The 21,691-nt window shown below is 58.3% G+C and carries 22 protein-coding genes; 19 read left to right on the top strand and 3 right to left on the bottom strand.

What is annotated here, in order from left to right; all coding sequences use genetic code 11:
• Positions 1-19: 19 nt before the first annotated feature.
• The 8 genes from WFK59_RS09585 (at position 20) to mlaA (ending at position 6,553) form a co-directional block, all read left to right on the top strand.
• Positions 20-760: a heme ABC transporter permease gene (locus WFK59_RS09585; RefSeq protein WP_094121021.1), complete on the top strand. Its 741-nt coding sequence runs from the start codon at positions 20-22 to the stop codon at positions 758-760.
• Entirely contained in the window at positions 757-990 is a 234-nt protein-coding gene (gene ccmD / locus WFK59_RS09580; RefSeq protein WP_233987487.1) for a heme exporter protein CcmD, read from the top strand. Before WFK59_RS09585 ends, ccmD begins: the two co-directional genes overlap by 4 nt.
• Positions 987-1,472 carry a cytochrome c maturation protein CcmE gene (ccmE, locus tag WFK59_RS09575; RefSeq protein WP_233987488.1) on the top strand — a complete coding sequence of 162 codons (486 nt, stop codon included), beginning with the start codon at positions 987-989 and terminating at the stop codon, positions 1,470-1,472. Before ccmD ends, ccmE begins: the two co-directional genes overlap by 4 nt.
• A complete protein-coding gene (locus WFK59_RS09570; RefSeq protein ID WP_336755669.1) occupies positions 1,469-3,427 on the top strand; it encodes a heme lyase CcmF/NrfE family subunit in 1,959 nt (652 codons plus the stop codon). Before ccmE ends, WFK59_RS09570 begins: the two co-directional genes overlap by 4 nt.
• Positions 3,424-3,981 carry a DsbE family thiol:disulfide interchange protein gene (locus WFK59_RS09565; RefSeq protein ID WP_233987490.1) on the top strand — a complete coding sequence of 186 codons (558 nt, stop codon included), beginning with the start codon at positions 3,424-3,426 and terminating at the stop codon, positions 3,979-3,981. Before WFK59_RS09570 ends, WFK59_RS09565 begins: the two co-directional genes overlap by 4 nt.
• Complete coding sequence (locus tag WFK59_RS09560; RefSeq protein ID WP_233987491.1) at positions 3,978-4,433, top strand: cytochrome c-type biogenesis protein; 456 nt, start codon at positions 3,978-3,980, stop codon at positions 4,431-4,433. The genes WFK59_RS09565 and WFK59_RS09560 overlap by 4 nt, the downstream gene beginning before the upstream one ends.
• Positions 4,433-5,644 (top strand): c-type cytochrome biogenesis protein CcmI, encoded by a 1,212-nt coding sequence (ccmI, locus tag WFK59_RS09555; RefSeq protein ID WP_336755668.1) that lies wholly within the window; start codon positions 4,433-4,435, stop codon positions 5,642-5,644. The genes WFK59_RS09560 and ccmI overlap by 1 nt, the downstream gene beginning before the upstream one ends.
• A 144-nt stretch (positions 5,645-5,788) precedes the next feature.
• Complete coding sequence (gene mlaA, locus WFK59_RS09550; RefSeq protein WP_336755667.1) at positions 5,789-6,553, top strand: phospholipid-binding lipoprotein MlaA; 765 nt, start codon at positions 5,789-5,791, stop codon at positions 6,551-6,553.
• Between the two features lie 75 nt (positions 6,554-6,628).
• Here mlaA and fadL read toward each other — a convergent pair whose 3' ends face one another.
• Positions 6,629-7,912 (bottom strand): long-chain fatty acid transporter FadL, encoded by a 1,284-nt coding sequence (fadL, locus tag WFK59_RS09545; RefSeq protein WP_233987494.1) that lies wholly within the window; start codon positions 7,910-7,912, stop codon positions 6,629-6,631.
• Between the two features lie 358 nt (positions 7,913-8,270).
• On the opposite strand from fadL, the gene WFK59_RS09540 reads away from it, so the two are divergent.
• The 4 genes from WFK59_RS09540 (at position 8,271) to sixA (ending at position 12,843) form a co-directional block, all read left to right on the top strand.
• On the top strand, positions 8,271-8,567 hold the full coding sequence (locus tag WFK59_RS09540) for a YfcZ/YiiS family protein (protein WP_233987495.1): 297 nt from the start codon (positions 8,271-8,273) through the stop codon (positions 8,565-8,567).
• Positions 8,568-8,729: 162 nt separating this feature from the next.
• Positions 8,730-10,040 (top strand): acetyl-CoA C-acyltransferase FadI, encoded by a 1,311-nt coding sequence (gene fadI / locus WFK59_RS09535; RefSeq protein ID WP_336755666.1) that lies wholly within the window; start codon positions 8,730-8,732, stop codon positions 10,038-10,040.
• Complete coding sequence (gene fadJ, locus WFK59_RS09530; RefSeq protein ID WP_336755665.1) at positions 10,040-12,136, top strand: fatty acid oxidation complex subunit alpha FadJ; 2,097 nt, start codon at positions 10,040-10,042, stop codon at positions 12,134-12,136. The genes fadI and fadJ overlap by 1 nt, the downstream gene beginning before the upstream one ends.
• A 224-nt stretch (positions 12,137-12,360) precedes the next feature.
• On the top strand, positions 12,361-12,843 hold the full coding sequence (gene sixA, locus WFK59_RS09525) for a phosphohistidine phosphatase SixA (RefSeq protein ID WP_233987497.1): 483 nt from the start codon (positions 12,361-12,363) through the stop codon (positions 12,841-12,843).
• Positions 12,844-12,874: 31 nt separating this feature from the next.
• Here the strand turns inward: sixA and smrB are convergent, their stop codons facing one another.
• Complete coding sequence (smrB, locus tag WFK59_RS09520; RefSeq protein WP_094121033.1) at positions 12,875-13,423, bottom strand: endonuclease SmrB; 549 nt, start codon at positions 13,421-13,423, stop codon at positions 12,875-12,877.
• A gap of 160 nt (positions 13,424-13,583) precedes the next feature.
• Between smrB and prmB the strand changes: the two genes are divergently transcribed.
• The 6 genes from prmB to WFK59_RS09490 are packed head-to-tail and all read left to right on the top strand — an operon-like array spanning position 13,584 to position 18,167.
• Complete coding sequence (prmB, locus tag WFK59_RS09515; protein ID WP_233987498.1) at positions 13,584-14,516, top strand: 50S ribosomal protein L3 N(5)-glutamine methyltransferase; 933 nt, start codon at positions 13,584-13,586, stop codon at positions 14,514-14,516.
• Positions 14,517-14,561: 45 nt separating this feature from the next.
• Positions 14,562-15,647: a chorismate synthase gene (gene aroC / locus WFK59_RS09510; RefSeq protein ID WP_233987499.1), complete on the top strand. Its 1,086-nt coding sequence runs from the start codon at positions 14,562-14,564 to the stop codon at positions 15,645-15,647.
• A 4-nt stretch (positions 15,648-15,651) separates the two neighbouring features.
• Positions 15,652-16,476 carry a penicillin-insensitive murein endopeptidase gene (mepA, locus tag WFK59_RS09505; RefSeq protein ID WP_336755664.1) on the top strand — a complete coding sequence of 275 codons (825 nt, stop codon included), beginning with the start codon at positions 15,652-15,654 and terminating at the stop codon, positions 16,474-16,476.
• Positions 16,477-16,484: 8 nt separating this feature from the next.
• Complete coding sequence (locus WFK59_RS09500) at positions 16,485-17,288, top strand: sulfite exporter TauE/SafE family protein (RefSeq protein ID WP_336755663.1); 804 nt, start codon at positions 16,485-16,487, stop codon at positions 17,286-17,288.
• 16 nt (positions 17,289-17,304) lie between these two features.
• On the top strand, positions 17,305-17,850 hold the full coding sequence (locus tag WFK59_RS09495; protein WP_233987502.1) for an elongation factor P hydroxylase: 546 nt from the start codon (positions 17,305-17,307) through the stop codon (positions 17,848-17,850).
• Positions 17,851-17,882: 32 nt separating this feature from the next.
• Entirely contained in the window at positions 17,883-18,167 is a 285-nt protein-coding gene (locus WFK59_RS09490; protein ID WP_003854283.1) for a YfcL family protein, read from the top strand.
• A gap of 34 nt (positions 18,168-18,201) precedes the next feature.
• On the opposite strand, the gene mnmC is transcribed toward WFK59_RS09490, so the two are convergent.
• Positions 18,202-20,208: a bifunctional tRNA (5-methylaminomethyl-2-thiouridine)(34)-methyltransferase MnmD/FAD-dependent 5-carboxymethylaminomethyl-2-thiouridine(34) oxidoreductase MnmC gene (gene mnmC, locus WFK59_RS09485; protein WP_336755662.1), complete on the bottom strand. Its 2,007-nt coding sequence runs from the start codon at positions 20,206-20,208 to the stop codon at positions 18,202-18,204.
• 154 nt (positions 20,209-20,362) lie between these two features.
• Between mnmC and fabB the strand changes: the two genes are divergently transcribed.
• Positions 20,363-21,583 carry a beta-ketoacyl-ACP synthase I gene (gene fabB, locus WFK59_RS09480; RefSeq protein WP_094119745.1) on the top strand — a complete coding sequence of 407 codons (1,221 nt, stop codon included), beginning with the start codon at positions 20,363-20,365 and terminating at the stop codon, positions 21,581-21,583.
• Positions 21,584-21,691 lie beyond the last annotated feature (108 nt).

The following is a 21,691-nucleotide window of genomic DNA, read 5'->3' as shown; positions in this document are numbered from 1 at the left end:
GTAAATGTGAGCACTTGCTATGTGGAAAGCGTTACATCAGCTGGCTAAACCCGACCGGCTCTACCAACTCTCTGGTCGTCTGGTGCCCTGGTTCGCCGTGACCGGCCTGGCAGCGCTGCTGTTGGGTTGGATCTGGGGATTTGGTTACGCACCGGCTGATTATCAGCAGGGCGACAGTTTCCGCATTATCTATATCCACGTTCCGGCCGCCATGTGGTCGATGGGCATCTACGCGTCAATGGCCATCGCGGCATTTTGCGGGCTGGTGTGGCAGCTGAAGATGGCCGACCTGGTCTCTGCGGCAATGGCGCCGGTGGGCGCGGTGTTTACCTTTATCGCGCTGGTTACGGGTTCGGCGTGGGGGAAACCGATGTGGGGCACCTGGTGGATCTGGGATGCGCGCCTCACCTCTGAGCTGGTGCTGCTGTTCCTCTATATGGGTGTTATTGCGCTCTACCACGCCTTTGACGATCGTCGCACCGCCGGACGTGCCGCCGGTATCCTGATTCTGGTGGGCGTGGTGAATCTGCCGATCATTCACTACTCGGTTCAGTGGTGGAACACTCTGCATCAGGGCTCCTCCGGCATACTGCAACAGGCGATCGCGCCGGTGATGCGTACGCCGCTGCGCTGGGCGATTCTCGGTTATCTGCTGCTGTTTATCACCCTGACCCTGATGCGGTTACGTAATCTGATTTTATTAACCGAACGCCATCGCCCCTGGGCCATCAGCGTAGCGAATAAGGGAGAGAAAGCATGACGCCGGCCTTTTCCTCGTGGCACGCCTTCTTCGTCATGGGCGGTTACGCCTTCTATGTCTGGCTGGCGGTCGCCTGCACCCTGATCCCGCTGATCGGTCTGGTCATACACACCCTGCTGACACGCCGTCGTCTGCTGGCGCAGATTCGCCAGCGTGAGGCGCGCGAACGCCGCATCCGCACTGCGAAGAGTAAACAAGCCGCTGCTGATGCGGCAGGAGAAAGCCTGTGAATATCCGTCGACGTAATCGTCTGTATGCCGTGCTGGCGATTCTGATCGGCCTCAGCCTGGCTACCGCGCTGGTGATGTATGCGCTGCGCTCGAACATCGACCTGTTTTATACCCCGAGTGAAATTCTCTACGGCAAAGGCGAGGCGCATGAGATACCGGAGCCGGGTCAACGGTTGCGGGTTGGTGGCATGGTGATGCCGGGCAGCGTCAAACGCGATCCCAACACGCTGGCCGTCTCATTCAAACTTTACGATGCCAATGGCGTCGTCAGCGTCAGTTTTGAAGGGATTTTGCCGGACCTGTTCCGCGAAGGGCAGGGCGTGGTGGCACAAGGGGTGCTGGAGTCGGGCAACCGGATTACTGCCAAAGAGGTGCTGGCGAAGCACGATGAAAAATATACGCCGCCGGAGATTGAAGACGCGATGAAGAAAAATCACAACGGCCCGCAGTCGCTGTATCAGCCAGGAAAACAGTCATCATGATGCCGGAAATCGGAACCTTTCTGCTCTGTCTGGCACTGGGTATCTCGCTGCTGCTCAGCACCTATCCGCTGTGGGGCGCTGTGCGCCAGGATGCGCGCCTGATGGCAATGGCGCGTCCGCTGGCCGCTGGCCTGTTTGTGCTGATTGCCGCGGCATTTTTGCTGCTGGTCTGGGCGTTCATCGCCAACGATTTTACCGTCAGCTACGTCGCCACCAACTCCAACAGTCTGCTGCCGGTCTATTACCGCATCGCTGCCACCTGGGGCGCTCATGAAGGTTCACTGCTGCTGTGGGTGCTGCTGCTCAGTAGCTGGACGGTGGCGGTGGCGATCTTCAGTCGCGGCATGCCTCAGGATGCGCTGGCCCGCGTGCTGGCGGTGATGGGAATGATCAACCTCGGTTTCCTGCTGTTTATCCTGCTGACCTCCAATCCGTTCAGCCGGACCTTGCCCGACTTCCCGATTGATGGTCACGACCTGAATCCGATGCTGCAGGATATCGGCCTGATCTTCCATCCGCCGCTGCTCTATATGGGTTATGTCGGTTTCTCGGTGGCGTTCGCGTTTGCTATTGCCTCCTTAATGGCCGGACGGCTTGATACTGCCTGGGCGCGCTGGTCGCGTCCCTGGACTACCGCGGCCTGGGTATTTCTCACCATCGGTATCGTGCTCGGTTCAGCCTGGGCCTATTACGAACTCGGCTGGGGCGGCTGGTGGTTCTGGGACCCGGTGGAAAATGCCTCGTTTATGCCGTGGCTGGCGGGCACGGCGTTAATGCACTCGCTGGCGGTCACCGAAAAGCGCGGCACCTTTAAGGCCTGGACGGTGTTGCTGGCCATTACCGCGTTCTCGCTCAGCCTGCTCGGCACCTTCCTGGTTCGTTCCGGTGTGCTGGTTTCGGTTCACTCTTTTGCGTCCGATCCGGCGCGCGGCATGTTTATCCTCGCCTTCCTGGTGATTGTGATTGGCAGCTCGCTGCTGCTGTATGCGATTAAGGGCGGACAGGTGCGGAGCCGGGTACAAAATGAAACCTGGTCACGCGAATCCTTCCTGCTCAGCAACAACGTACTGCTGATTGCCGCCATGCTTGTAGTGCTGCTCGGCACGCTGCTGCCGCTGGTGCATAAGCAGCTGGGACTGGGCAGCATCTCGGTGGGCGAGCCGTTCTTCAACACCATGTTCAGCTGGCTGATGGCGCCGTTTGCCTTGCTGCTGGGGATCGGGCCGCTGGTGCGCTGGCGTCGTGACCAGCCACAAAAGCTGGCGAAACGACTGGCGCTGGCGCTGATCGTGACGCTGGCGGGCTCAATCCTGATCCCCTGGTGGTTGCAGGATCGTATTGCTGCCATGACCGTGGTCGGTCTGCTGATGTCGCTGTGGATCATTGTGCTGACGCTGCTGGAACTGCATGAGCGCGCCACTCATCGGCACCGCTTCTTTAGCGGACTGCGCCATCTTTCGCGCAGCCACTGGGGCATGGTGCTGGGCCATCTTGGCGTCGGCGTCACAGTGATTGGCATCGCCTTCAGCACCCAGTACAGCGTCGAACGCGATGTGCGCATGAAGGCGGGTGACAGTGTGGACATTCACCACTATCACTTTGTTTTTCGCGGCGTCCAGAACCTGCAGGGTCCGAACTACAGCGGTGGCGCGGGCCTGATTGAAGTCACGCGCAACGGTAAACCGGAAGCGACGCTGCAGGCTGAAAAGCGTTTCTACACCGCCGCGCGCACCATGATGACCGAGGCGGCGATTGACGGCGGCTTCAGTCGCGATCTCTACGCGGCGTTAGGCGAAGAGCTGGATGATGGTGGCTGGGCCGTGCGGATCTATTACAAACCCTTTGTGCGCTGGATCTGGTTTGGCGGCCTGTTAATGGCGCTGGGTGGCCTGTTCTGCCTGTGCGATCCCCGTTATCGCGCCCGCAAAAAAGCGACACCTGAGGAGCTGGCATGAATAAGAAAATCCTGTTTATTCCGCTGGTGCTGTTTCTGCTGCTGGCGGCGGCGCTGCTGTGGCAGCTGTCACGCAATGCCGAGGGCGACGATCCGACCCGGCTGGAGTCGGCACTGATCGGCAAACCGGTGCCGCTGTTCCGGCTGGAAGCGCTGGACCAGCCGGGTAAAGTTTACGATCAGCAGGTGCTGACCGACGGCAAGCCGATTCTGCTGAACGTCTGGGCCACCTGGTGCCCGACCTGCCGCGCTGAACATCACTACCTGAATAGCCTGGCGGAGCAGGGCATTCGGGTGGTGGGACTGAACTACAAAGACGATCGTAACAAAGCGGTCAGCTGGCTGAATACGCTGGGTAACCCCTATGCGCTCAGCCTGTATGACGGCAACGGCATGCTCGGGCTGGATCTGGGGGTTTACGGCGCGCCGGAAACCTTCCTGATCGATGGCAAAGGCATCATTCGCTATCGCCATGCCGGCGATCTGAATGAGCGTGTCTGGCAGCAGGAAGTGAAGCCGTTGTGGATCAAATACAGTAAGGAGGCCGGAGCATGAGGCGTCTGTTACTGCTGGCCTGCGGTCTGCTGTTCAGCTTCAGCCTGTGGGCCACTATCGATACCCTGCAGTTCGATTCGGTAGCGCAGGAAGAACAGTACCGCGATCTGACCGCTTCGCTGCGCTGTCCGAAATGCCAGAACAACAGCATCGCCGACTCAAACGCGATGATTGCGGCGGATATGCGTCTCAAGGTCTATCAGCTGATGAAGCAGGGCCAGGATCGCCAGCAAATCATCGATTACATGGTGGCGCGCTACGGCAACTTCGTCACTTACCAGCCGCCCGTGACGCCATCAACGCTGATTTTGTGGGTCGGACCGGCGCTGTTCGTGCTGCTGGGCGGCGCAGTTATCGTGCTGCGCAGTCGCCAGCGCAAAACCCGCAGTGAGCTGGACGAAGATGAACAACAGCGTCTTGATGCGCTACTCAAGTCAGACAGGAAGCCGTAATGAGTGCATTTTGGATCACCCTTTTACTGTTATTACTGGCGGCCTGTGCTCTGTTCCTGGTCGCGGGCTGGCGGCAACGTCAGACCAGCGCGGGCGATCGCGATCGTCTCAATCAGCGCTTCTATCATCAGCGGCTGAGCGAGCTGGCGCAGGACGAAGAGCAGGGCGTGGTGGCGGAGCGGCCGGTGATGGAGCGGGAACTGCAACAGACGCTGCTGGCCGATATCCCGCCCGCCACTGCGCTGCAGCCGCACAGCAGCAGCCGCTGGATATTAGTGCCGGGACTGATTCTGCTGCTGGTGGTGTCGCTGGGGACTTATCTGAAAGTCGGCGGTCTGACGCAGCTGATCGGCTGGAAGCAGGTAGAGCAAGCGTATCCTGACCTGCGGGCGCGGTTAATGGACCCGGCAGCCAAACCGCTGAGTATGGAAGAGCTGGCACGGTTGCAGCTTGGGCTGCGCAGCGCACTGCAGTCGGAACCGGATAATCTTAACGACTGGACCATGCTGGGCCGGCTCGGCATGGTGCTGAATAACGCCAGCGTTGCCAGCCAGGCGTTTGAACGGGCCCTGCAGTTAGCGCCCAATGATACCGGGCTGAAGCAGGATTACGCCGAAGTGCTGACTCGCTCCAGCGATCCGCAGGATAACCGCCAGGCGGCGCTGCTGCTGCACGAATTGCTTAAAGCTGATGGTCACAACCTGCGTACTCTGGGCCTGCTGGCGTTCAATGCCTTTGAGCAACAGCAGTACGATCAGGCTATTGATGCCTGGCAAACGCTGCTGACGCTGTTACCGGCCAGTGATGAGCGGCGCGCCATGATTGCCCGCAGCATTGAACAGGCTAAAACCGCCGCCGGGCAGCAGAGCAGCCAGCTGGCGCTGACTATCAGCCTGACGCCGCAGGCAGAAAAAATGTTACCGCAAGGCGGAGTGTTGTATATTTCTGTGTCTGATGGTGTCTCGCCGGTGCCGGTAGCCGTGAAGCGCATGCCGCTCAGCCACTTCCCGTTATCGCTGACGCTGGATGACAGCAATGCCATGATGCCGGATCGCCTGCTGTCGGCGCAGCATCAGATCCAGGTCCGGGCGCGAATTTCGCGCGACGGCAGCGCCAACCCCCGGACGGGGGACTGGTCGGGTCTGAGTGCGATCACGCCCTGGGATGGTCATCAGCAGATAGCAGTAGAAATTAATCAACAGCAGCCCTGAGCGCGTGACCGATCACGTTCAGGCGGACCCCGTGGCAACCCCGGCTGACGTGAAGTTAGCTATGCTGATGGGATATGCAGGTTCGTTACCGGGCTGCCGCCTGAAAATGGGCAGACCTTTTTTCATCCGCACAGGGAGAATGGAATGAATTATCGCCTGACCAGCCTGGCTGTCGCCAGCCTCCTTCTGGTAGGTTGTGCCAGTTCGAAGCCAGCGAATGACGAACCCGCTCAGCGCAGCGATCCGTTCGAAGGCTTCAACCGCACGATGTTTAACTTTAACTACAACGTGCTGGACCCCTATGTGCTGCGCCCGGTGGCAGTGGCCTGGCGCGATTATGTGCCGGTACCGGCCCGTACCGGACTGAGTAATTTCCTCGGCAACCTTGAAGAGCCCGCCAGCATGGTCAACGCCATTCTGATCGGCAACGGACGGGATGCGGGCATTCACTTCACCCGCTTCTTCCTGAACAGCGTGCTGGGCCTGGGCGGCTTCATTGACGTGGCCGGTAAAGCCAATCCGGAGCTGGCGCGTGAAGAGCCGCACCGTTTCGGTACCACGCTGGGGCACTATGGCGTCGGATATGGTCCCTACGTAGAACTGCCGGCTTACGGCAGCTTTACCCTCCGTCAGGATGGCGGCGGTTACGTCGATACCCTCTATCCGGTTCTGGGCTGGCTGACCTGGCCGATGTCGATTGGTAAATGGACGCTGGAAGGTATTGAGACGCGGGCGCAATTGCTTGACTCGGATGCGATCCTGAAACAGCAAAGCGATCCTTACGCCTTTATCCGCAACGCCTATTTCCAGCGTCACGATTTCCTGGCGCGCGGCGGCAAGCTCAAGCCGGAAGAGAACCCGAACGCGGCAGCGATTCAGGACGATCTGCAGGATATCGACGCGCAGTAACTTTTCGCCAGCATCGGTTTCTGCCAGTAAAAAGGGCGACTCATTTGAGTCGCCCTTGTAGTTTGCCTTTGCGCATCAGAACTTATAGTTAAAGTTCGCGCCATACAGCCAGGCCTTACCTTCGGAATTAAAGGTATAAGGACCTTCTTTGACCGTTACGTTCTGACCATGCATATAAGAGATACCGACATCGACTGAGGCGTGATCGTCGAAGGCATAGGAGGTACCGGCGCTGAGCCACAGGCGATCCTGATCCGGGATCGAGATTGAGCGCTTATCGGCCGGAACCGGGCTGTCATCAAAGGCGATACCGGTACGGAAGGTCCAGTTCTGGTCATAGAAGTAGGTCGTCCCCAATGCAATACGCCAGGCATCGCGGTAACTCTCATCTTTATAGAACAGGGTCTGGCCGTTAGAACCGGTCGCCTTCAGCTCCTGGAACTGGCTCCAGCTGGTATAGGCCATGCTGTAGTGTACCGCCCACTGCGGCGCCACTTTGTGCCAGCCTGACACTTCCCACATTTCCGGCAGGTTAAGCGTCAGTGCGCCAGGAATGGTTGAACCGTTGGTGCCGAAAGGGATGCCTGACTGCTGCGGATTGTTAACCGCGTTCAGGGCGGAAGGGAGATTACTTTTGTAATCACCATCAAAATCGACTTTTACTTCCGAGCGATAGGTAAAGCCGAAACGGTTATTTTCATCCACTTCATACAGGATGCCGGCGTTCCAGCCGTAGCCCCACTCATCGCCTTTCAGATGGGCGACCTGGGTATCGGCCGGAATACGTAATGCCGCGCCTGATTCACCGGCATAACGCTCGATTTTGGCTTTGGCATAGACGGCATCAAATCCCACCCCAACACTGAAATGTTCATTCAGCCGGTAAGCGGTGCTGAGATTAAAGTTCCCGGTCATCAGGTCCGTTTTACCGCCATAGCCACCGGCGGTGTAACCATTATTAAACTCTGTCGCTAAGCCATAATTGGAGGTGGCAGAAGCACCGATCCACCATTGATCGTTAATCGGCTGAACGTAATGAATATTCGGCACCCACTGATTCGGGGCGATATTATCGGCATCGAGGCTACGACCGCTCTGACTGCGACCGCTGATATTGACATCCGGATCGATATAGACCGCGCCAATAGAGAATGCCGGACGATCCATTAATGCCATCGTCGCCGGGTTACGGCTGGCGGATGCGGCGGTATCGCCCATTGCGCCTTCGCCTGAATATGCGCGACCTAAACCAATCGAAGAAAATTCATTTAACTGAAACCCAGCTGCGTAAACGTGTGAAGAGACAAGTGCCACTGCAGCCGCCACGGCTGACTTTGCAAACAGGTTTTTATGGTTCATGACCACAACCTCATGTGAATTATTATTTAACGTTATTACGTCGCGTAACAAGGGACGGCGGATTGTAGGGACTGATGTAAATCGTACATATCAGACCAGTGCGGAGAGTATAGGTCCGACCTGTGTGCATGTTGCAATATTGTTTTTAAAATATTTCAGGATTGATCGCTTAAAATTCGATCTGCGTAACAAAACTGAGCTGGCGCAGCACAGCATAACCAGTCCAGTTTGTTCTGGATCAAATTTTATTGTGATATTCGTCACTTAGCTACCGCTTCGTGGCGCATCTTTAGCCGAAGAGGTAAAATCTGGCGTATAAAATTGCTTATCCCACCAGACCTATCGTCAGGAGAAAATAATGACTGATGCCATTAAAAAATGCAGTGCGACGGAAACCGCTGCCTGCTGTTGTGTTGATGTTGGCACGGTAATGGATAATACCGATTGCACCGCCAGCTGGTCGGAGTGGTTTGCCCAGCGCACTGAGGCGGAAGCCAAACTGGCCAGCCTGACCGAACGTGCCCGCCAGGTAGAGTCCGATCCCTGTCTGATTGAGGCGCGCTTCAGCGAGGTGGATCAGGGCGTCCAGCTTGATATCGATTTCACCTTCTGCTGCCAGGCAGAAACCCTGATTTTCCAGCTCGGTTTACGCTAACCCGCCCGACGCCGCGTTCAGCGCGGCGTTTTTCATTTTCGTGTTTCCCTTCGCACTTTTTCCCTTTCGATATTGGCGACTCACCCGCTTGTGGTTAACACTGGGATCAGGTCAGACCTCTTCAGGCAATGACGCCACGGTCCCGAGTCACAGGTGAGAACAATGAGCAAAGCGCAGCCGCTGCTGACGCGCGATGGCGAACGCATCGCGATTACCCACGGGTTACGTACCCCTTTTCTGCGCCAGGCGACCGGCTTCCACGGCATTCCGGCGGTGGAACTGGGCCGGATGGTGGTCAGCGAATTGATGGCGCGCAGTGAACTGCCGGTGGAAGTGATTGATCAACTGGTGTTTGGTCAGGTGGTGCAGATGCCGGAAGCACCAAACATTGCGCGCGAAATTGTCCTGAGTAGCGGCCTGAGCGTTCATACCGACGCCTACAGCGTCAGCCGCGCCTGCGCCACCAGTTTTCAGGCGGTGGCTAACGTTTGCGAAAGCCTGATGGCGGGAACTATCTCTGCCGGCATCGCCGGCGGCGCGGATTCGTCATCAGTGCTGCCGATTGGCGTCAGCAAAAGCCTGGCGCGGGCGCTGGTCGATCTCAATAAAGCCCGCAGCCTGCAGCAAAAACTGCAGATTCTGCGCCGCCTGCGTCCGCGCGATCTGCTGCCGGTACCGCCTGCGGTGGCCGAGTATTCAACCGGACTGCGAATGGGCGATACCGCCGAGCAGATGGCTAAAAGCCACGGCATCAGCCGCGAGGCGCAGGATGCGCTGGCGCTGCGATCTCATCAGCATGCCGCTAAAGCCTGGCAATCGGGCGTGCTGCAACAGGAAGTGATGGCGGCGATGGTGCCACCGTGGAAAAAACCGATCGACCAGGATAATAACGTGCGTATGGATGCAAAGGCGGAAGACTATGCCCGGCTGCGTCCGGCATTCGATCGCCAGTATGGCAGCGTCACCGCGGCCAACAGCACGCCGCTGACCGATGGCGCCGCCGCGGTCATTCTGATGCGCGAAGGACGCGCGCGTGAGCTGGGCCTGCAACCGCTGGGCTATCTGCGCAGCTATGCTTTTACCGCCATCGGCGTACAGCAGGATATGTTGCTGGGTCCGGCGTACGCCTCACCGCTGGCGCTGGATCGTGCCGGCGTCACCCTGGCCGATCTGACCCTGATTGATATGCATGAAGCCTTCGCCGCCCAGACCCTGAGTAACCTGCAGCTGTTCCGTGACGAGCGCTTTGCCCGCGAGGTGCTTAATCGGCCACACGCGCTGGGCGAAGTGAATGAAGAGCGTTTTAACGTACTGGGCGGATCGATCGCCTACGGTCATCCTTTTGCCGCTACCGGTGCGCGGATGATCACCCAGACGCTGAACGAACTGCGGCGGCGCGGCGGCGGGTTAGGGCTGGTCACCGCGTGTGCGGCGGGTGGTCTGGGTGCGGCAATGGTTCTGGAGGCCGAATAATGGAACAGAGTGCTTTTCATTTACAGATGCGGCTGGATCACGTTGGCGTCATCACCATCGACGTGCCGGGCGAGAAGATGAACACCCTCAAAGCGGAATTTGCCGGACAGATCACCGCCATCATTGCCGAGGCGCGGCGCGACCCGCAACTGGCGGGGCTGGTGCTGATTTCGGGCAAAGCTGACAATTTTATAGCGGGTGCAGACATCAGCATGATCGATCGCTGCCAGAGTGCCGCAGAGGCTGAAGCGCTGGCGAAGCAGGGGCAGGAAGTGATGGCGGCGCTGGCCGCCTTGCCTTTCCCGGTGGTGGCGGCGATTCACGGTGCCTGCCTCGGCGGTGGGCTTGAGCTGGCGCTGGCCTGCGATGCACGCATCTGTTCTCTGGATGATAAAACCCGCCTCGGCCTGCCGGAAGTCCAGCTTGGCTTATTGCCCGGTTCAGGAGGCACGCAGCGATTGCCCCGTTTGATTGGCGTGCAGCAGGCGTTGCCGCTGATCCTGACCGGCAAAAGTCTGCGGGCGAAGCAGGCACGTAAACTGGGCATCGTTGATGATGCGGTGCCGCAGGCGATCTTGCTGGAAACGGCGATTGCCAGAGTGAAAAAGGGCAAGGTCAGCGGCCGCACGCTGCCGCTGCGCGATCGGCTGCTGCATGGACCGCTGGCGCGTCAGGCGCTGTTTGCGCTGGCAACCCGCCAGACCGCCGCTAAAACCCAGGGCAACTACCCGGCGGCGAAACGCATCATTGAGGTGGTGCGAGTCGGGCTGGAGCAGGGCAGCCGCGCGGGGCATGAGGCTGAAGCACGCGCCTTTGGTGAACTGGCAATGACGCCAGAATCGGTTGCGTTACGCGGTCTGTTCTTCGCAACCACCGCGATGAAAAAAGAGCCGGGCGGTGACGCCACGCCGCGTCCGGTGCGCAGCATCGGCATTCTCGGTGGCGGTCTGATGGGCGGCGGTATCGCCAGCGTCAGTGCGATCAACGCCGGGTTGCCGGTGCGGATAAAAGATATCAGCCTGGCGGGTGTCAACCATGCGCTGAAAACCAGCTGGGATTTGCTGAGCAAAAAGGTGAAACGCCGTCAGATCACGCCGGCTCAGCGTCAGCAGCAGATGGCCCGCATTACCGGCGGCATCGATTATCAGGGCTTCGTCCGCCGTGATGTGGTGATTGAAGCGGTATTTGAAGACCTGGCGCTCAAGCAGCAGATGGTGCGCGAGATTGAATCGCACTGTCAGCCGCAGACCATTTTTGCCTCAAATACCTCTTCCTTGCCGATTGAGGAGATCGCTGCCGGGGCGCAGCGGCCGGAAAATATCATCGGGCTGCACTATTTCAGCCCGGTGGAGAAGATGCCGCTGGTGGAGGTGATTCCCCATCTGAATACCTCTGGCGAAACGCTGGTCACCACTGTAGCGCTGGCGCGCAGCCAGGGCAAAACGCCGATTGTGGTGGCGGATCAGCCCGGTTTTTACGTTAACCGGATTCTGGCGCCCTATATCAATGAGGCAATGCGTTGCCTGCTGGAAGGCGAACCGATTGAACATATCGATCGTGCGCTGGTGAAATTTGGTTTCCCGGTTGGCCCGCTGCAGTTGCTGGATGAGGTCGGGATTGATGTCGGCAGCAAAATTTCTCCGATTCTGCAGCAGGCCTACGGCGAGCGTTTTGCCGCGCCCACTGCGTTTGAGGCGGTACTGAAGGATGGGCGCAAGGGGCGTAAAAACCGCAAGGGCTTCTACCGCTACGATCAGCCACGCTGGCAGCGTAAAAAACCGGATGCGTCGCTTTACGCCTTGCTGAACATTACCCCACAGGCGCGGCAGAGCGAGGCACAGATAGCCGAACGCTGCGTGATGATGATGCTGAACGAAGCGGCGCGCTGTCTGGATGAGCAGGTGATTCGCTGCGCGCGCGATGGTGATATCGGCGCAGTTTTTGGCATCGGCTTTCCGCCCTTTCTCGGCGGTCCCTTCCATTATATGGAACAGCTGGGCGCGGCGGAGCGGGTCAACAGATTAACCCGGCTAATGCAGCAGCATGGCGATCGTTTCGCCCCCTGTGAGGCGCTGATCAAGGCCGCCGCAGAATAGACGAAATTTTACATTTCTGACTGAATCGGAATATCCACTCCGATTCAGCGGGTTAGAAAAGCGTCGCCAGAGTGTGCGCCGCAGCAGGAATCTGAGAAGTGCTTATTTAATAAACAACCGGTTGACTATACTGAAGCCATTAGGGTACAACACAGCGTTCACTCGCAGAGTGAAGAGTCAGGCGCGATGCGTCGGGCGATGTCGACAAACAACAGCGGTGCTTTATGCAAGTTTTTATCATGCGTCACGGCGATGCAGCTCTGGAAGCAGCAAGTGATTCGGTCAGGCCTTTAACCTTATGTGGCTGTGATGAATCACGCCAGATGGCTAACTGGCTTAACAGTCAGACGCCAGACATAGAATGTGTGCTGGTCAGTCCCTATCTGCGTGCGCAACAAACGCTCGCGACGGTACGTGAGGCATTCCCTCTGCCGGAAGGCCAGGAAGTCTTACCTGAATTAACGCCGGGCGGCGATCCGGGGCTGGTGGGCTGCTATCTGCAAACCCTGGCAAACGAAGGCGTGAAATCGGCGCTGGTGATTTCACATTTACCCCTGGTCGGGTATTTAGTGTCAGAACTCTGCCCGCAGGAAGCGCCGCCGATGTTCGCTACTTCGGCTATCGCCTGTGTGGAGTTTGATCCCGCCCGGAGCGAAGGCAAACTGCTGTGGCAGGTCAGTCCGCGCAAACTGGCAAAAGCGATTTAACGTCTGTGGGCCGAAACTTCGGCCCTTCCTCTCAGGGCAATTCAGGCGGTTGCCACTCCTCAATCTCTATCAGCACCAGTAGCGCGGCGTCTCCGCCAAACATTTTGGGTGCCTGATGAAAAGCCATCACCCACGGATGTTGCGCCAGCCACAGTGGCGTTTGCTGCTTCAGAATATGTTTCCCGTGGCCGGTCATCACGCTGGCGCAAAACAGATGCTCACGGCGACAGGCGGCGATCAGCGCACCCAGTTCCTGCTTGGCCTGCTGCTGAGTTAAGCCGTGCAGGTCGAGGAATATCTCTGGCGTATAGTCGCCGCGCCGCAGTTTCTTCAGTTCAAAATGGCTGACATCCGCGCGCACATAGCGCGTTGCGCCTTCGGTTGAGAGCAACGGCTGAAACTCATCCGAAAAATAGTGACTGTTGTCCGCCTGCTCCGAGAGCAGACGCTTTACCGGCACTTCACGGGTTTTCACCCGCGGTTTGTGCACAAAGGTATCCTGTTTTAGCTGACGCGTTCCGGTCATTAGCTGACGAAACAGCGCTTTATCATCCTGGCTCAAGGGCGTTTTTTTACTCATGGCGGGCCGGTCATATCAGAAAAGGCTGTCAGACAGCAGATGGCGATACCTTACCGTTAAGTGTCATTAAATGTCAGCTTTTTCACCTTGCTGCGCTGAATTCTCCCCGGCTTCATGGCACACTATCGGCCGATTTAGCAAATGGCCTGCGGAGGGCTACGTGGACAAAATTTTCGTCGATGAGGCAGTGAATGAGCTGCACACCATTCAGGACATGCTGCGCTGGGCGGTCAGCCGCTTTTCCGCTGCCGGAATCTGGTACGGGCACGGCACAGATAATCCCTGGGACGAAGCCGTTCAACTGGTCCTGCCATCCCTCTGGCTGCCGCTGGATATTCCGGAAGAGATGCGCAATGCGCGCCTGACCGCCAGCGAGCGTCATCTGATCGTCGAGCGGGTGATTCGCCGCGTCAATGAGCGCATTCCGGTCGCCTATCTGACCCACAAAGCCTGGTTCTGCGGCCACGAATTTTATGTTGATGAGCGGGTACTGGTGCCGCGTTCACCGATTGGTGAACTGATCGAGAATCGCTTTGCCGGTCTGATCGGCGAGAAACCGCGTCACATTCTGGATATGTGTACCGGCAGCGGCTGTATCGCCATCGCCTGCGCCTATGCCTTCCCGGAGGCGGAAGTTGACGCGGTCGATATCTCCACCGATGCGCTGGCCGTGGCTGAGCAGAATATTGAAGAGCATGGGCTGATGCAGCAGGTGACGCCGATTCGCGCCGATCTGTTCCGTGAGCTGCCGCCGCTGAAATATGATCTGATCGTCACCAATCCGCCTTATGTCGATGCGGAAGATATGGACGATCTGCCGGGCGAATATCACCACGAGCCGGAACTGGGGCTGGCAGCCGGCAGCGATGGCCTGAAGCTGGTGCGCCGCATTCTGGCCTGCGCGCCGCAGTATCTCAGCGAGCAGGGCGTGCTGATCTGTGAAGTCGGTAACAGCATGGTACACATGATGGAACAGTATCCCGATGTGCCGTTTACCTGGCTGGAGTTCGACAACGGCGGCGACGGCGTCTTTATGCTGACGCGCCAGCAGATTGTCGACGCACAACATCATTTCTCTTTTTACAAAGACTAAACGTGGGGCGAAGCCTCGCCCGCCCAACCGTAACAAGGAACCACAATGGCCGGAAACAGCATCGGACAATTTTTTCGAGTAACCACCTTTGGCGAGTCTCACGGTGTTGCGCTGGGCTGCATCGTTGATGGTGTGCCGCCAGGTATACCGCTGACGGAAGCCGATATTCAGCACGATCTCGATCGTCGTCGTCCGGGCACCTCGCGCTATACCACGCAGCGCCGCGAGCCGGATCAGGTGAAAATTTTGTCCGGTGTGTTTGACGGGGTCACCACCGGGACCTCCATTGGCCTGCTGATTGAGAATACCGATCAGCGTTCGCAGGATTACGGCGCGATTAAAGATCTGTTCCGTCCGGGCCATGCCGACTACACCTACGAACAAAAATATGGTCAGCGTGACTACCGTGGCGGCGGCCGTTCATCGGCGCGCGAAACCGCGATGCGCGTGGCGGCCGGGGCGATTGCTAAAAAGTACCTGCAGATGAAGCATGGCGTGGTGGTGCGCGGCTATCTGGCGCAGATCGGGGATATCGCCTGCGAGCTGAAACAGTGGGAGATCGTTGAACAGAACCCATTCTTCTGCCCGGATGCTGACAAGCTGGATGCGCTGGACGAACTGATGCGCGGCCTGAAAAAAGAGGGCGACTCGATTGGCGCCAAAGTCACGGTGATGGCGGAAAACGTGCCGCCAGGCCTCGGCGAGCCGGTGTTTGACCGGCTGGATGCCGATCTGGCCCATGCGCTGATGAGCATCAACGCGGTGAAGGGCGTCGAGATTGGCGATGGCTTTGCGGTGGTCAATCAGCGCGGCAGCCAGCATCGTGATGAAATTCGCCGCACCGGTTTCCAGAGTAACCACGCCGGCGGCATTCTCGGCGGTATCAGCAGCGGTCAGACCATCAGCGCCAATATCGCAATGAAACCGACCTCCAGTATCACCGTGCCGGGCAAAACCATCACCCGCGACGGCGAAGAGGTGGAGATGATCACCAAAGGGCGTCACGATCCCTGTGTCGGGATCCGCGCCGTGCCGATCGCTGAAGCGATGATGGCGATCGTCCTGATGGATCATCTGCTGCGTCAGCGCGCGCAGAACGGTGACGTTAACAGCACCGTGCCGCGCTGGTGATTCGATGAAAACACTTCTGCTCACGCTTAGCGCGCTGCTGTTCAGCGCCTCCAGCCTGGCGGCGACGCCGTGGCAACAAATTCAGCAGCCGATCAGCGGCGCGCCGCAGTCGATCGGCGGCTTTGCCAACGGCTGTATTGTGGGGGCTCAGGCGCTGCCGCTCAATTCGCCGTATTATCAGGTGATGCGTCAGGATCAGCGGCGCTACTTTGGCCATCCAGACCTGATCCAGTTCATTCAGCGGCTCAGCACCCAGGTGCATAACCTGCAGCTGGGTAATGTACTGATTGGCGACATGGGCATGGCCGCGGGCGGGCGCTTCAGCAGCGGCCACGCCAGCCACCAGACCGGTCTTGATGTGGATATCTGGCTACAGTTGCCGAAAACCCGCTGGAGCGCGCAACAGTTACTGAAGCCGCAGCCGCTCGATCTGGTCGGGCCCGGCGATAAAAACGTCATTGCCCGTCACTGGCAACCGCAGATCGACAGCCTGATTAAGCTGGCGGCGAAAGACGATGAGGTCACGCGTATCTTCGTCAATCCGGCGATTAAAAAACAGCTCTGTGCCGATGCCGGTGCGGATCGCGACTGGCTGCGTAAAGTGCGTCCTTGGTTTGCCCACCGCGCCCATATGCATGTGCGTTTGCGCTGTCCGGCTGGCAGTATCGGCTGTGAAGATCAGCCTGCGCCACCGCCAGGTGATGGCTGTGGCGCAGAGCTGCAGAGCTGGTTCCTGCCGAAAAAACCGGGCACCGGTGCGCCAGTGAAACGCGAGCCGCCACCGTTACCGCCTGCCTGTCAGGCCCTGCTGGATAAGCATTTACTGTAAGGGATCACATGGATTGGTTCGTGATCAGCCCGTTGCTGGTTGGGCTGCTGTTCTTTGTTGCGATGCTGGCCGGTTTTATTGACTCCATCGCGGGCGGCGGCGGCCTGCTGACCGTGCCGTCGCTGCTGGCAGCCGGGCTGTCACCGGCGCAGGCGCTGGCGACCAACAAGCTGCAGTCGGTAGGCGGTTCGTTTTCCGCCAGCCTCTACTTTATCCGGCGCGGTGCGGTGAAGCTGAATGAGCAGTGGCTGAATATCGGCATGACGTTTCTCGGTTCGGTGCTGGGCGCGGTGCTGATTCAGCGCCTGCAGGCTGATTTTTTGCGCCAGATGTTACCGCTGTTTCTGATTGCGATCGGTTTGTGGTTTCTGCTGATGCCACGCATTGGCGAAGAGGATCGCGCCCGTCGCCTGCACGGCATCGCTTATGCGCTGGTGGGCGGCGGCTGTATCGGCTTCTACGATGGCTTTTTCGGACCGGGCGCCGGCTCTTTTTATGCGCTGGCGTTTGTTACCCTGTGTGGCTACAACCTCGCCAAAGCGACCGCACACGCCAAGATTCTTAACTTCACCTCCAACTTCGGTAGCCTGCTGTTCTTTATGTTCGGCGGCAAAGTGGTGTGGGGAACCGGCCTGATCATGATGCTGGGCGCGTTTTGCGGGGCGCGGCTGGGCGCACGGCTGGTGCTGACCCGCGGGCAGCGGTTGATCCGGCCGATGGTGGTGATCGTCTCCGCCGTCATGAGCATTAAATTGCTGTGGGACAGCCACGGCAGCGCCGTTCTGGCGTGGTTAGCCACGCTGCACCTTTAACACAGACAAGATAACAATGAGCACAACACACGATTACACACAGCTGATAACGCTGTTTGATCGCTGCTTTAGCGATGAATTTCAGACCCGTCTAATTAAAGGCGACGACGAACCGATCTATCTTCCGGCAGATGCAGAGTCGCCGTGGAACCGTGTGGTATTTGCCCACGGTTTTTATGCCAGTGCGCTGCATGAAATTTCTCACTGGTGCATTGCGGGTGAAGCCCGCCGCAAACTGGTCGATTTTGGCTACTGGTACTGCCCGGACGGCCGCGATGCGCTGACCCAGAGCCAGTTTGAAGCGGTTGAAGTGAAGCCACAGGCGCTTGAATGGATGTTTTGTGTTGCCGCAGGCTTTCCCTTCAACGTCAGTTGTGACAATCTCAACGGAGATTGCGAGCCGGATCGCATTGCGTTCCAGCGTAAAGTGCATGCTCAGGTCATGAGCTATCTGACGTCCGGTATTCCCGCTCGTCCCGCGCGTTTTATTGCCGCCCTGGCGGAATTTTATGGCAGGCCTTCATTAAGCGCATCGCAGTTTCCCTGGCCGGACGATCTGTGATGCAGCAAGGCATTATCAAAAGAGGAATTGAGATGATCGCAGAATTTGAAGCGCGTATTCTGGCCCTGATTGACGACATGGTTGAGCATGCCAGTGACGATGAGCTGTTTGCCAGCGGTTATCTGCGTGGACACCTCACGCTGGCGGTGGCTGAAGTCGAACAACTGGGCGAGCATACGCCGGAAGCGTTACAGATCCAGGTTTCCCGCAGTTTGCAAAATGCGATTGCTGCCGGTGAACTGTCGCCGCGCGATCAGGCATTAGTGGTCGGTATGTGGGACAACCTTTTTGTCCAGGCACGTCAGCTCTCCGCGTAACGGTGCCGGGCGGTTCGCCGCCCGCAACGCCCTGTCAGACCGGTTTTCCCTTCAGTAGTTTTCTTACCCAGTAACGATTCGGATTCAGCGCGGCCAGCGTGGCGGCATCGGCGGGTTGCGGCTCGCCCGTCAACTGTGCTGCCAGCACCTCAGCCGCCAGCGGTGCGCTGCATAAGCCGCGTGAACCGAGCGCGCCAAACAGATAGAGCCCGTTAAAGCCAGGCGCATCCGCAATCGTGTCGCCTGCTGCCTGCCGGGCCGGTAAATCGGCGTAGTCTGCCAGCGTGGCGGCATAATCGGGCACGCTGCCGATCATCGGGAGGTGGTCGCGGGTGGCGCAGCGCACGCCGTTACGCGCTTCGCCCGCGCTGATGTCTACCCTGTCGGTCCAGGGGTTATCGGGCAGGCACTGCTGCAGACGACTGCGGTTCTGCTGCTGATCGTCCTCCCGATAAGCTGTATCGGTATCGCCACGATGATAGCTGGCACCGATGCAGTGGGTGCCGAACTGCGGGCTGACCGGCGTCAGATACCCTTCGTAGCAGAGCACGGTCTGCAGTGCAGCCAGTTCCGGCGTCGAGGGAACGTGACTTACCTGGCCCGCCACCGGATAGATCGGCAGCGGCGCACTCTGGGTAAACTCGCTGATGGCGTGACCGTTCGCCAGCACCACCGTCGGATGGCGCACCGCCGGGCGATCGCTGAACGACAGCGTCCACTGTTCACCGTCATGCGCCAGCCCGGTCACCCGATGCAGCCAGTGAATCCGCAATCCCTGGGTTTCGCCGTGCGCCAGCATCGCCGTGGTCAGTTCGGCCGGTGACAGCCAGCCGCCCTGCGGATAGAAAATCCCGCCGCAGCCGAGCGTCACGCCCGCTAGCACTTCCGCCTGTGCGGTATCAACCCCATAAGCCACATCGTCAGGTAATCCCATCGCCAGCATCTGTTCAATTTTTTTGCGGCTCTTCTCGTCCCAGCCGAGTTGTAACACGCCGCTCCAGCGATGTTCATACGGCAGCGACAGCCGATCGTAGAGACGACGGGCAAAGCTGAATGCCGCCGGAAAGAAGGTAGCGATAGCCGGATCGTGCTGATTAAGCAGCGGATAGAGTGCGCCCTGACGATTGCCGGAGGCGCCCAGCGCCGGCGCTTCATCAGCACAATAGAGCGTCACCCGCCAGCCGCGCCGCAGCAGCGCCAGCGCGAGACTGGCGCTGGCCACACCGCCGCCAATCAGCGCCGCTTCGCGCGACGAGCTGGCGGGACGGGCATACCACGGCTGGGCTACGGGCCGTGGCGGGGCATCCTGCAGGCTGCCACACAGCATCTCGCGTTTGGGCCCGAAACCTTTGCGCCGGGTAACGCTGAAGCCAGCCTGCTGCAGTCCACGCCGCACGAAGCCAGCGGCGGTAAAGGTCGCAAAGGTGGCCTGCGGCCGCGCCAGCGCTGCCATCATGCTGAACAGCTCAGGCGTCCACATATCGGGATTTTTCGACGGCGCGAAGCCATCAAGAAACCAGGCGTCCACCTGACGATGCAGGCTGTCATCCAGCGTACTTATCAGCTGATTAATATCACCCAGCCACAGATCGAGCGTGATGCGCCCGCCATCGAACAGTAAACGCTGACAGCCGGGCAGGGCGACTGGCCACTGCGCCTGCAATTCGCTGGCCCACGGCGCCAGTTCGGGCCAGTGCTGATGCGCGGCGGTTAAATCGGCGCGCGTTAACGGAAACTTCTCAAAGCTGATGAAATGCAGACGTTTTAAAATCGCATCCGGCTGCTGACGCTGAAAGGCATCAAATGCCTGCCACAGCGTCAGAAAATTGAGGCCGGTGCCGAAACCGCTTTCCGCCACAATCAGTAACTCACGCGGATGCTGAGCGAAGCGCTGCGGTAACTGATTCCCCCCAAGGAAGACGTAGCGGGTCTCTTCCAGACCGTTATCATTGGAGAAATAGACGTCGCCAAACGCTCGGGAAACAGGTGTACCCTGTTCATTCCAGTTAAGCTGTGCATGTTCGACCGGGGTTAATTTCACGCTAAAGGCTCATTTTTCAGGCAGTGGCGCGATTTTAACGACCGACGTGACATGACGCAAATTTACAAAAGGAAATGGCTGATCGGACTTGTTCGGCGTACAAGTGTACGCTAGAGTGCTCGTCAATTAAGAAGAAGTGGATGAGGATTATTGAATGAAACGTGCTGTGATTACTGGCTTAGGGATCGTTTCCAGTATTGGTAATAACCAGCAAGAGGTGCTGGCATCTCTGCGTGAAGGCCGCTCTGGCATCACCTTTTCTGAAGAGATGAAAGATTCCGGCATGCGTAGTCACGTCTGGGGTAACGTAAAATTAGATACCACCGGCCTCATCGATCGCAAAGTCGTGCGTTTCATGAGTGATGCGTCCATCTATGCCTATCTTTCCATGGAAGAAGCAATTAAAGATTCTGGCCTGAGCGTGGAAGCGTATCAGAACAACCCACGTGTGGGTCTGATTGCCGGTTCAGGCGGCGGTTCACCGCGGTTCCAGGTGTTTGGTGCTGATGCAATGCGCAGCCCACGCGGCCTGAAAGCGGTTGGCCCGTATGTGGTCACCAAAGCGATGGCTTCTGGCGTTTCAGCCTGCCTCGCCACGCCGTTTAAAATTCACGGCGTAAACTACTCCATCAGTTCAGCCTGTGCCACTTCAGCACACTGTATCGGTAATGCGGTTGAGCAGATCCAGCTGGGCAAACAGGACATCGTGTTTGCTGGCGGCGGCGAAGAGCTGTGCTGGGAAATGGCCTGTGAGTTCGACGCTATGGGCGCGCTCTCTACCCGTTACAACGACACGCCAGAAAAAGCGTCACGCACCTATGACAATGAGCGCGACGGCTTTGTTATCGCCGGTGGCGGTGGCATGGTAGTGGTTGAAGAGCTGGAACATGCGCTGGCCCGCGGTGCGCATATCTATGCTGAAATCGTTGGCTACGGCGCGACTTCAGACGGCGCAGACATGGTAGCTCCGTCAGGTGAAGGCGCGGTTCGCTGCATGAAGATGGCGATGAACGGCGTTGATACCCCTATCGACTACCTCAACAGCCACGGCACCTCAACGCCAGTGGGTGATGTGAAAGAGCTGGGTGCGATTCGTGAAGTCTTTGGCGACAACACCCCGTACATCTCTGCCACCAAAGCCATGACCGGTCACTCACTGGGTGCGGCAGGCGTTCAGGAAGCGATCTACTCGCTGCTGATGCTGGAACACGGCTTTATTGCCCCAAGCATCAACATCAGCTCACTGGATGCGGCGGCTGAAGGCATGAATATCGTGACTCAGCCAATGGAAAAAGCGCTGACTACCGTGATGTCCAACAGCTTCGGCTTCGGTGGCACCAACGCCACCCTGACCATGCGTAAATATCAGGCATAATTGCTAAGCAATTTGACATAAGGCCGCCTTGCGGCCTTTTTTTTTGCCTGCTATTTCTTAACTACGTTCCATTGTTGAAAAGTGATGGGTTTTTATTTATAAAACGCC

It is taken from the genome of Pantoea sp. USHLN298 (assembly GCF_037149395.1).
GTDB classification, from domain to species: domain Bacteria; phylum Pseudomonadota; class Gammaproteobacteria; order Enterobacterales; family Enterobacteriaceae; genus Pantoea; species Pantoea astica.
The sequence above is the reverse complement of the archived record's forward strand: the minus strand, read 5'-3'. Positions and strand labels throughout refer to the sequence as shown.

Excerpts from the sequence above, each read along its gene's own strand:
- WFK59_RS09585 (WP_094121021.1), top strand. The coding sequence starts at position 20 with ATGTGGAAAGCGTTACATCAGCTGGCTAAACCCGACCGGCTCTACCAA.
- ccmD (WP_233987487.1), top strand. The coding sequence starts at position 757 with ATGACGCCGGCCTTTTCCTCGTGGCACGCCTTCTTCGTCATGGGCGGT.
- WFK59_RS09570 (WP_336755669.1), top strand. The coding sequence starts at position 1,469 with ATGATGCCGGAAATCGGAACCTTTCTGCTCTGTCTGGCACTGGGTATC.
- WFK59_RS09565 (WP_233987490.1), top strand. The coding sequence starts at position 3,424 with ATGAATAAGAAAATCCTGTTTATTCCGCTGGTGCTGTTTCTGCTGCTG.
- WFK59_RS09560 (WP_233987491.1), top strand. The coding sequence starts at position 3,978 with ATGAGGCGTCTGTTACTGCTGGCCTGCGGTCTGCTGTTCAGCTTCAGC.
- ccmI (WP_336755668.1), top strand. The coding sequence starts at position 4,433 with ATGAGTGCATTTTGGATCACCCTTTTACTGTTATTACTGGCGGCCTGT.
- mlaA (WP_336755667.1), top strand. The coding sequence starts at position 5,789 with ATGAATTATCGCCTGACCAGCCTGGCTGTCGCCAGCCTCCTTCTGGTA.
- fadL (WP_233987494.1), bottom strand. The coding sequence starts at position 7,912 with ATGAACCATAAAAACCTGTTTGCAAAGTCAGCCGTGGCGGCTGCAGTG.
- WFK59_RS09540 (WP_233987495.1), top strand. The coding sequence starts at position 8,271 with ATGACTGATGCCATTAAAAAATGCAGTGCGACGGAAACCGCTGCCTGC.
- fadI (WP_336755666.1), top strand. The coding sequence starts at position 8,730 with ATGAGCAAAGCGCAGCCGCTGCTGACGCGCGATGGCGAACGCATCGCG.
- fadJ (WP_336755665.1), top strand. The coding sequence starts at position 10,040 with ATGGAACAGAGTGCTTTTCATTTACAGATGCGGCTGGATCACGTTGGC.
- sixA (WP_233987497.1), top strand. The coding sequence starts at position 12,361 with ATGCAAGTTTTTATCATGCGTCACGGCGATGCAGCTCTGGAAGCAGCA.
- smrB (WP_094121033.1), bottom strand. The coding sequence starts at position 13,423 with ATGAGTAAAAAAACGCCCTTGAGCCAGGATGATAAAGCGCTGTTTCGT.
- aroC (WP_233987499.1), top strand. The coding sequence starts at position 14,562 with ATGGCCGGAAACAGCATCGGACAATTTTTTCGAGTAACCACCTTTGGC.
- mepA (WP_336755664.1), top strand. The coding sequence starts at position 15,652 with ATGAAAACACTTCTGCTCACGCTTAGCGCGCTGCTGTTCAGCGCCTCC.
- WFK59_RS09500 (WP_336755663.1), top strand. The coding sequence starts at position 16,485 with ATGGATTGGTTCGTGATCAGCCCGTTGCTGGTTGGGCTGCTGTTCTTT.
- WFK59_RS09495 (WP_233987502.1), top strand. The coding sequence starts at position 17,305 with ATGAGCACAACACACGATTACACACAGCTGATAACGCTGTTTGATCGC.
- WFK59_RS09490 (WP_003854283.1), top strand. The coding sequence starts at position 17,883 with ATGATCGCAGAATTTGAAGCGCGTATTCTGGCCCTGATTGACGACATG.
- fabB (WP_094119745.1), top strand. The coding sequence starts at position 20,363 with ATGAAACGTGCTGTGATTACTGGCTTAGGGATCGTTTCCAGTATTGGT.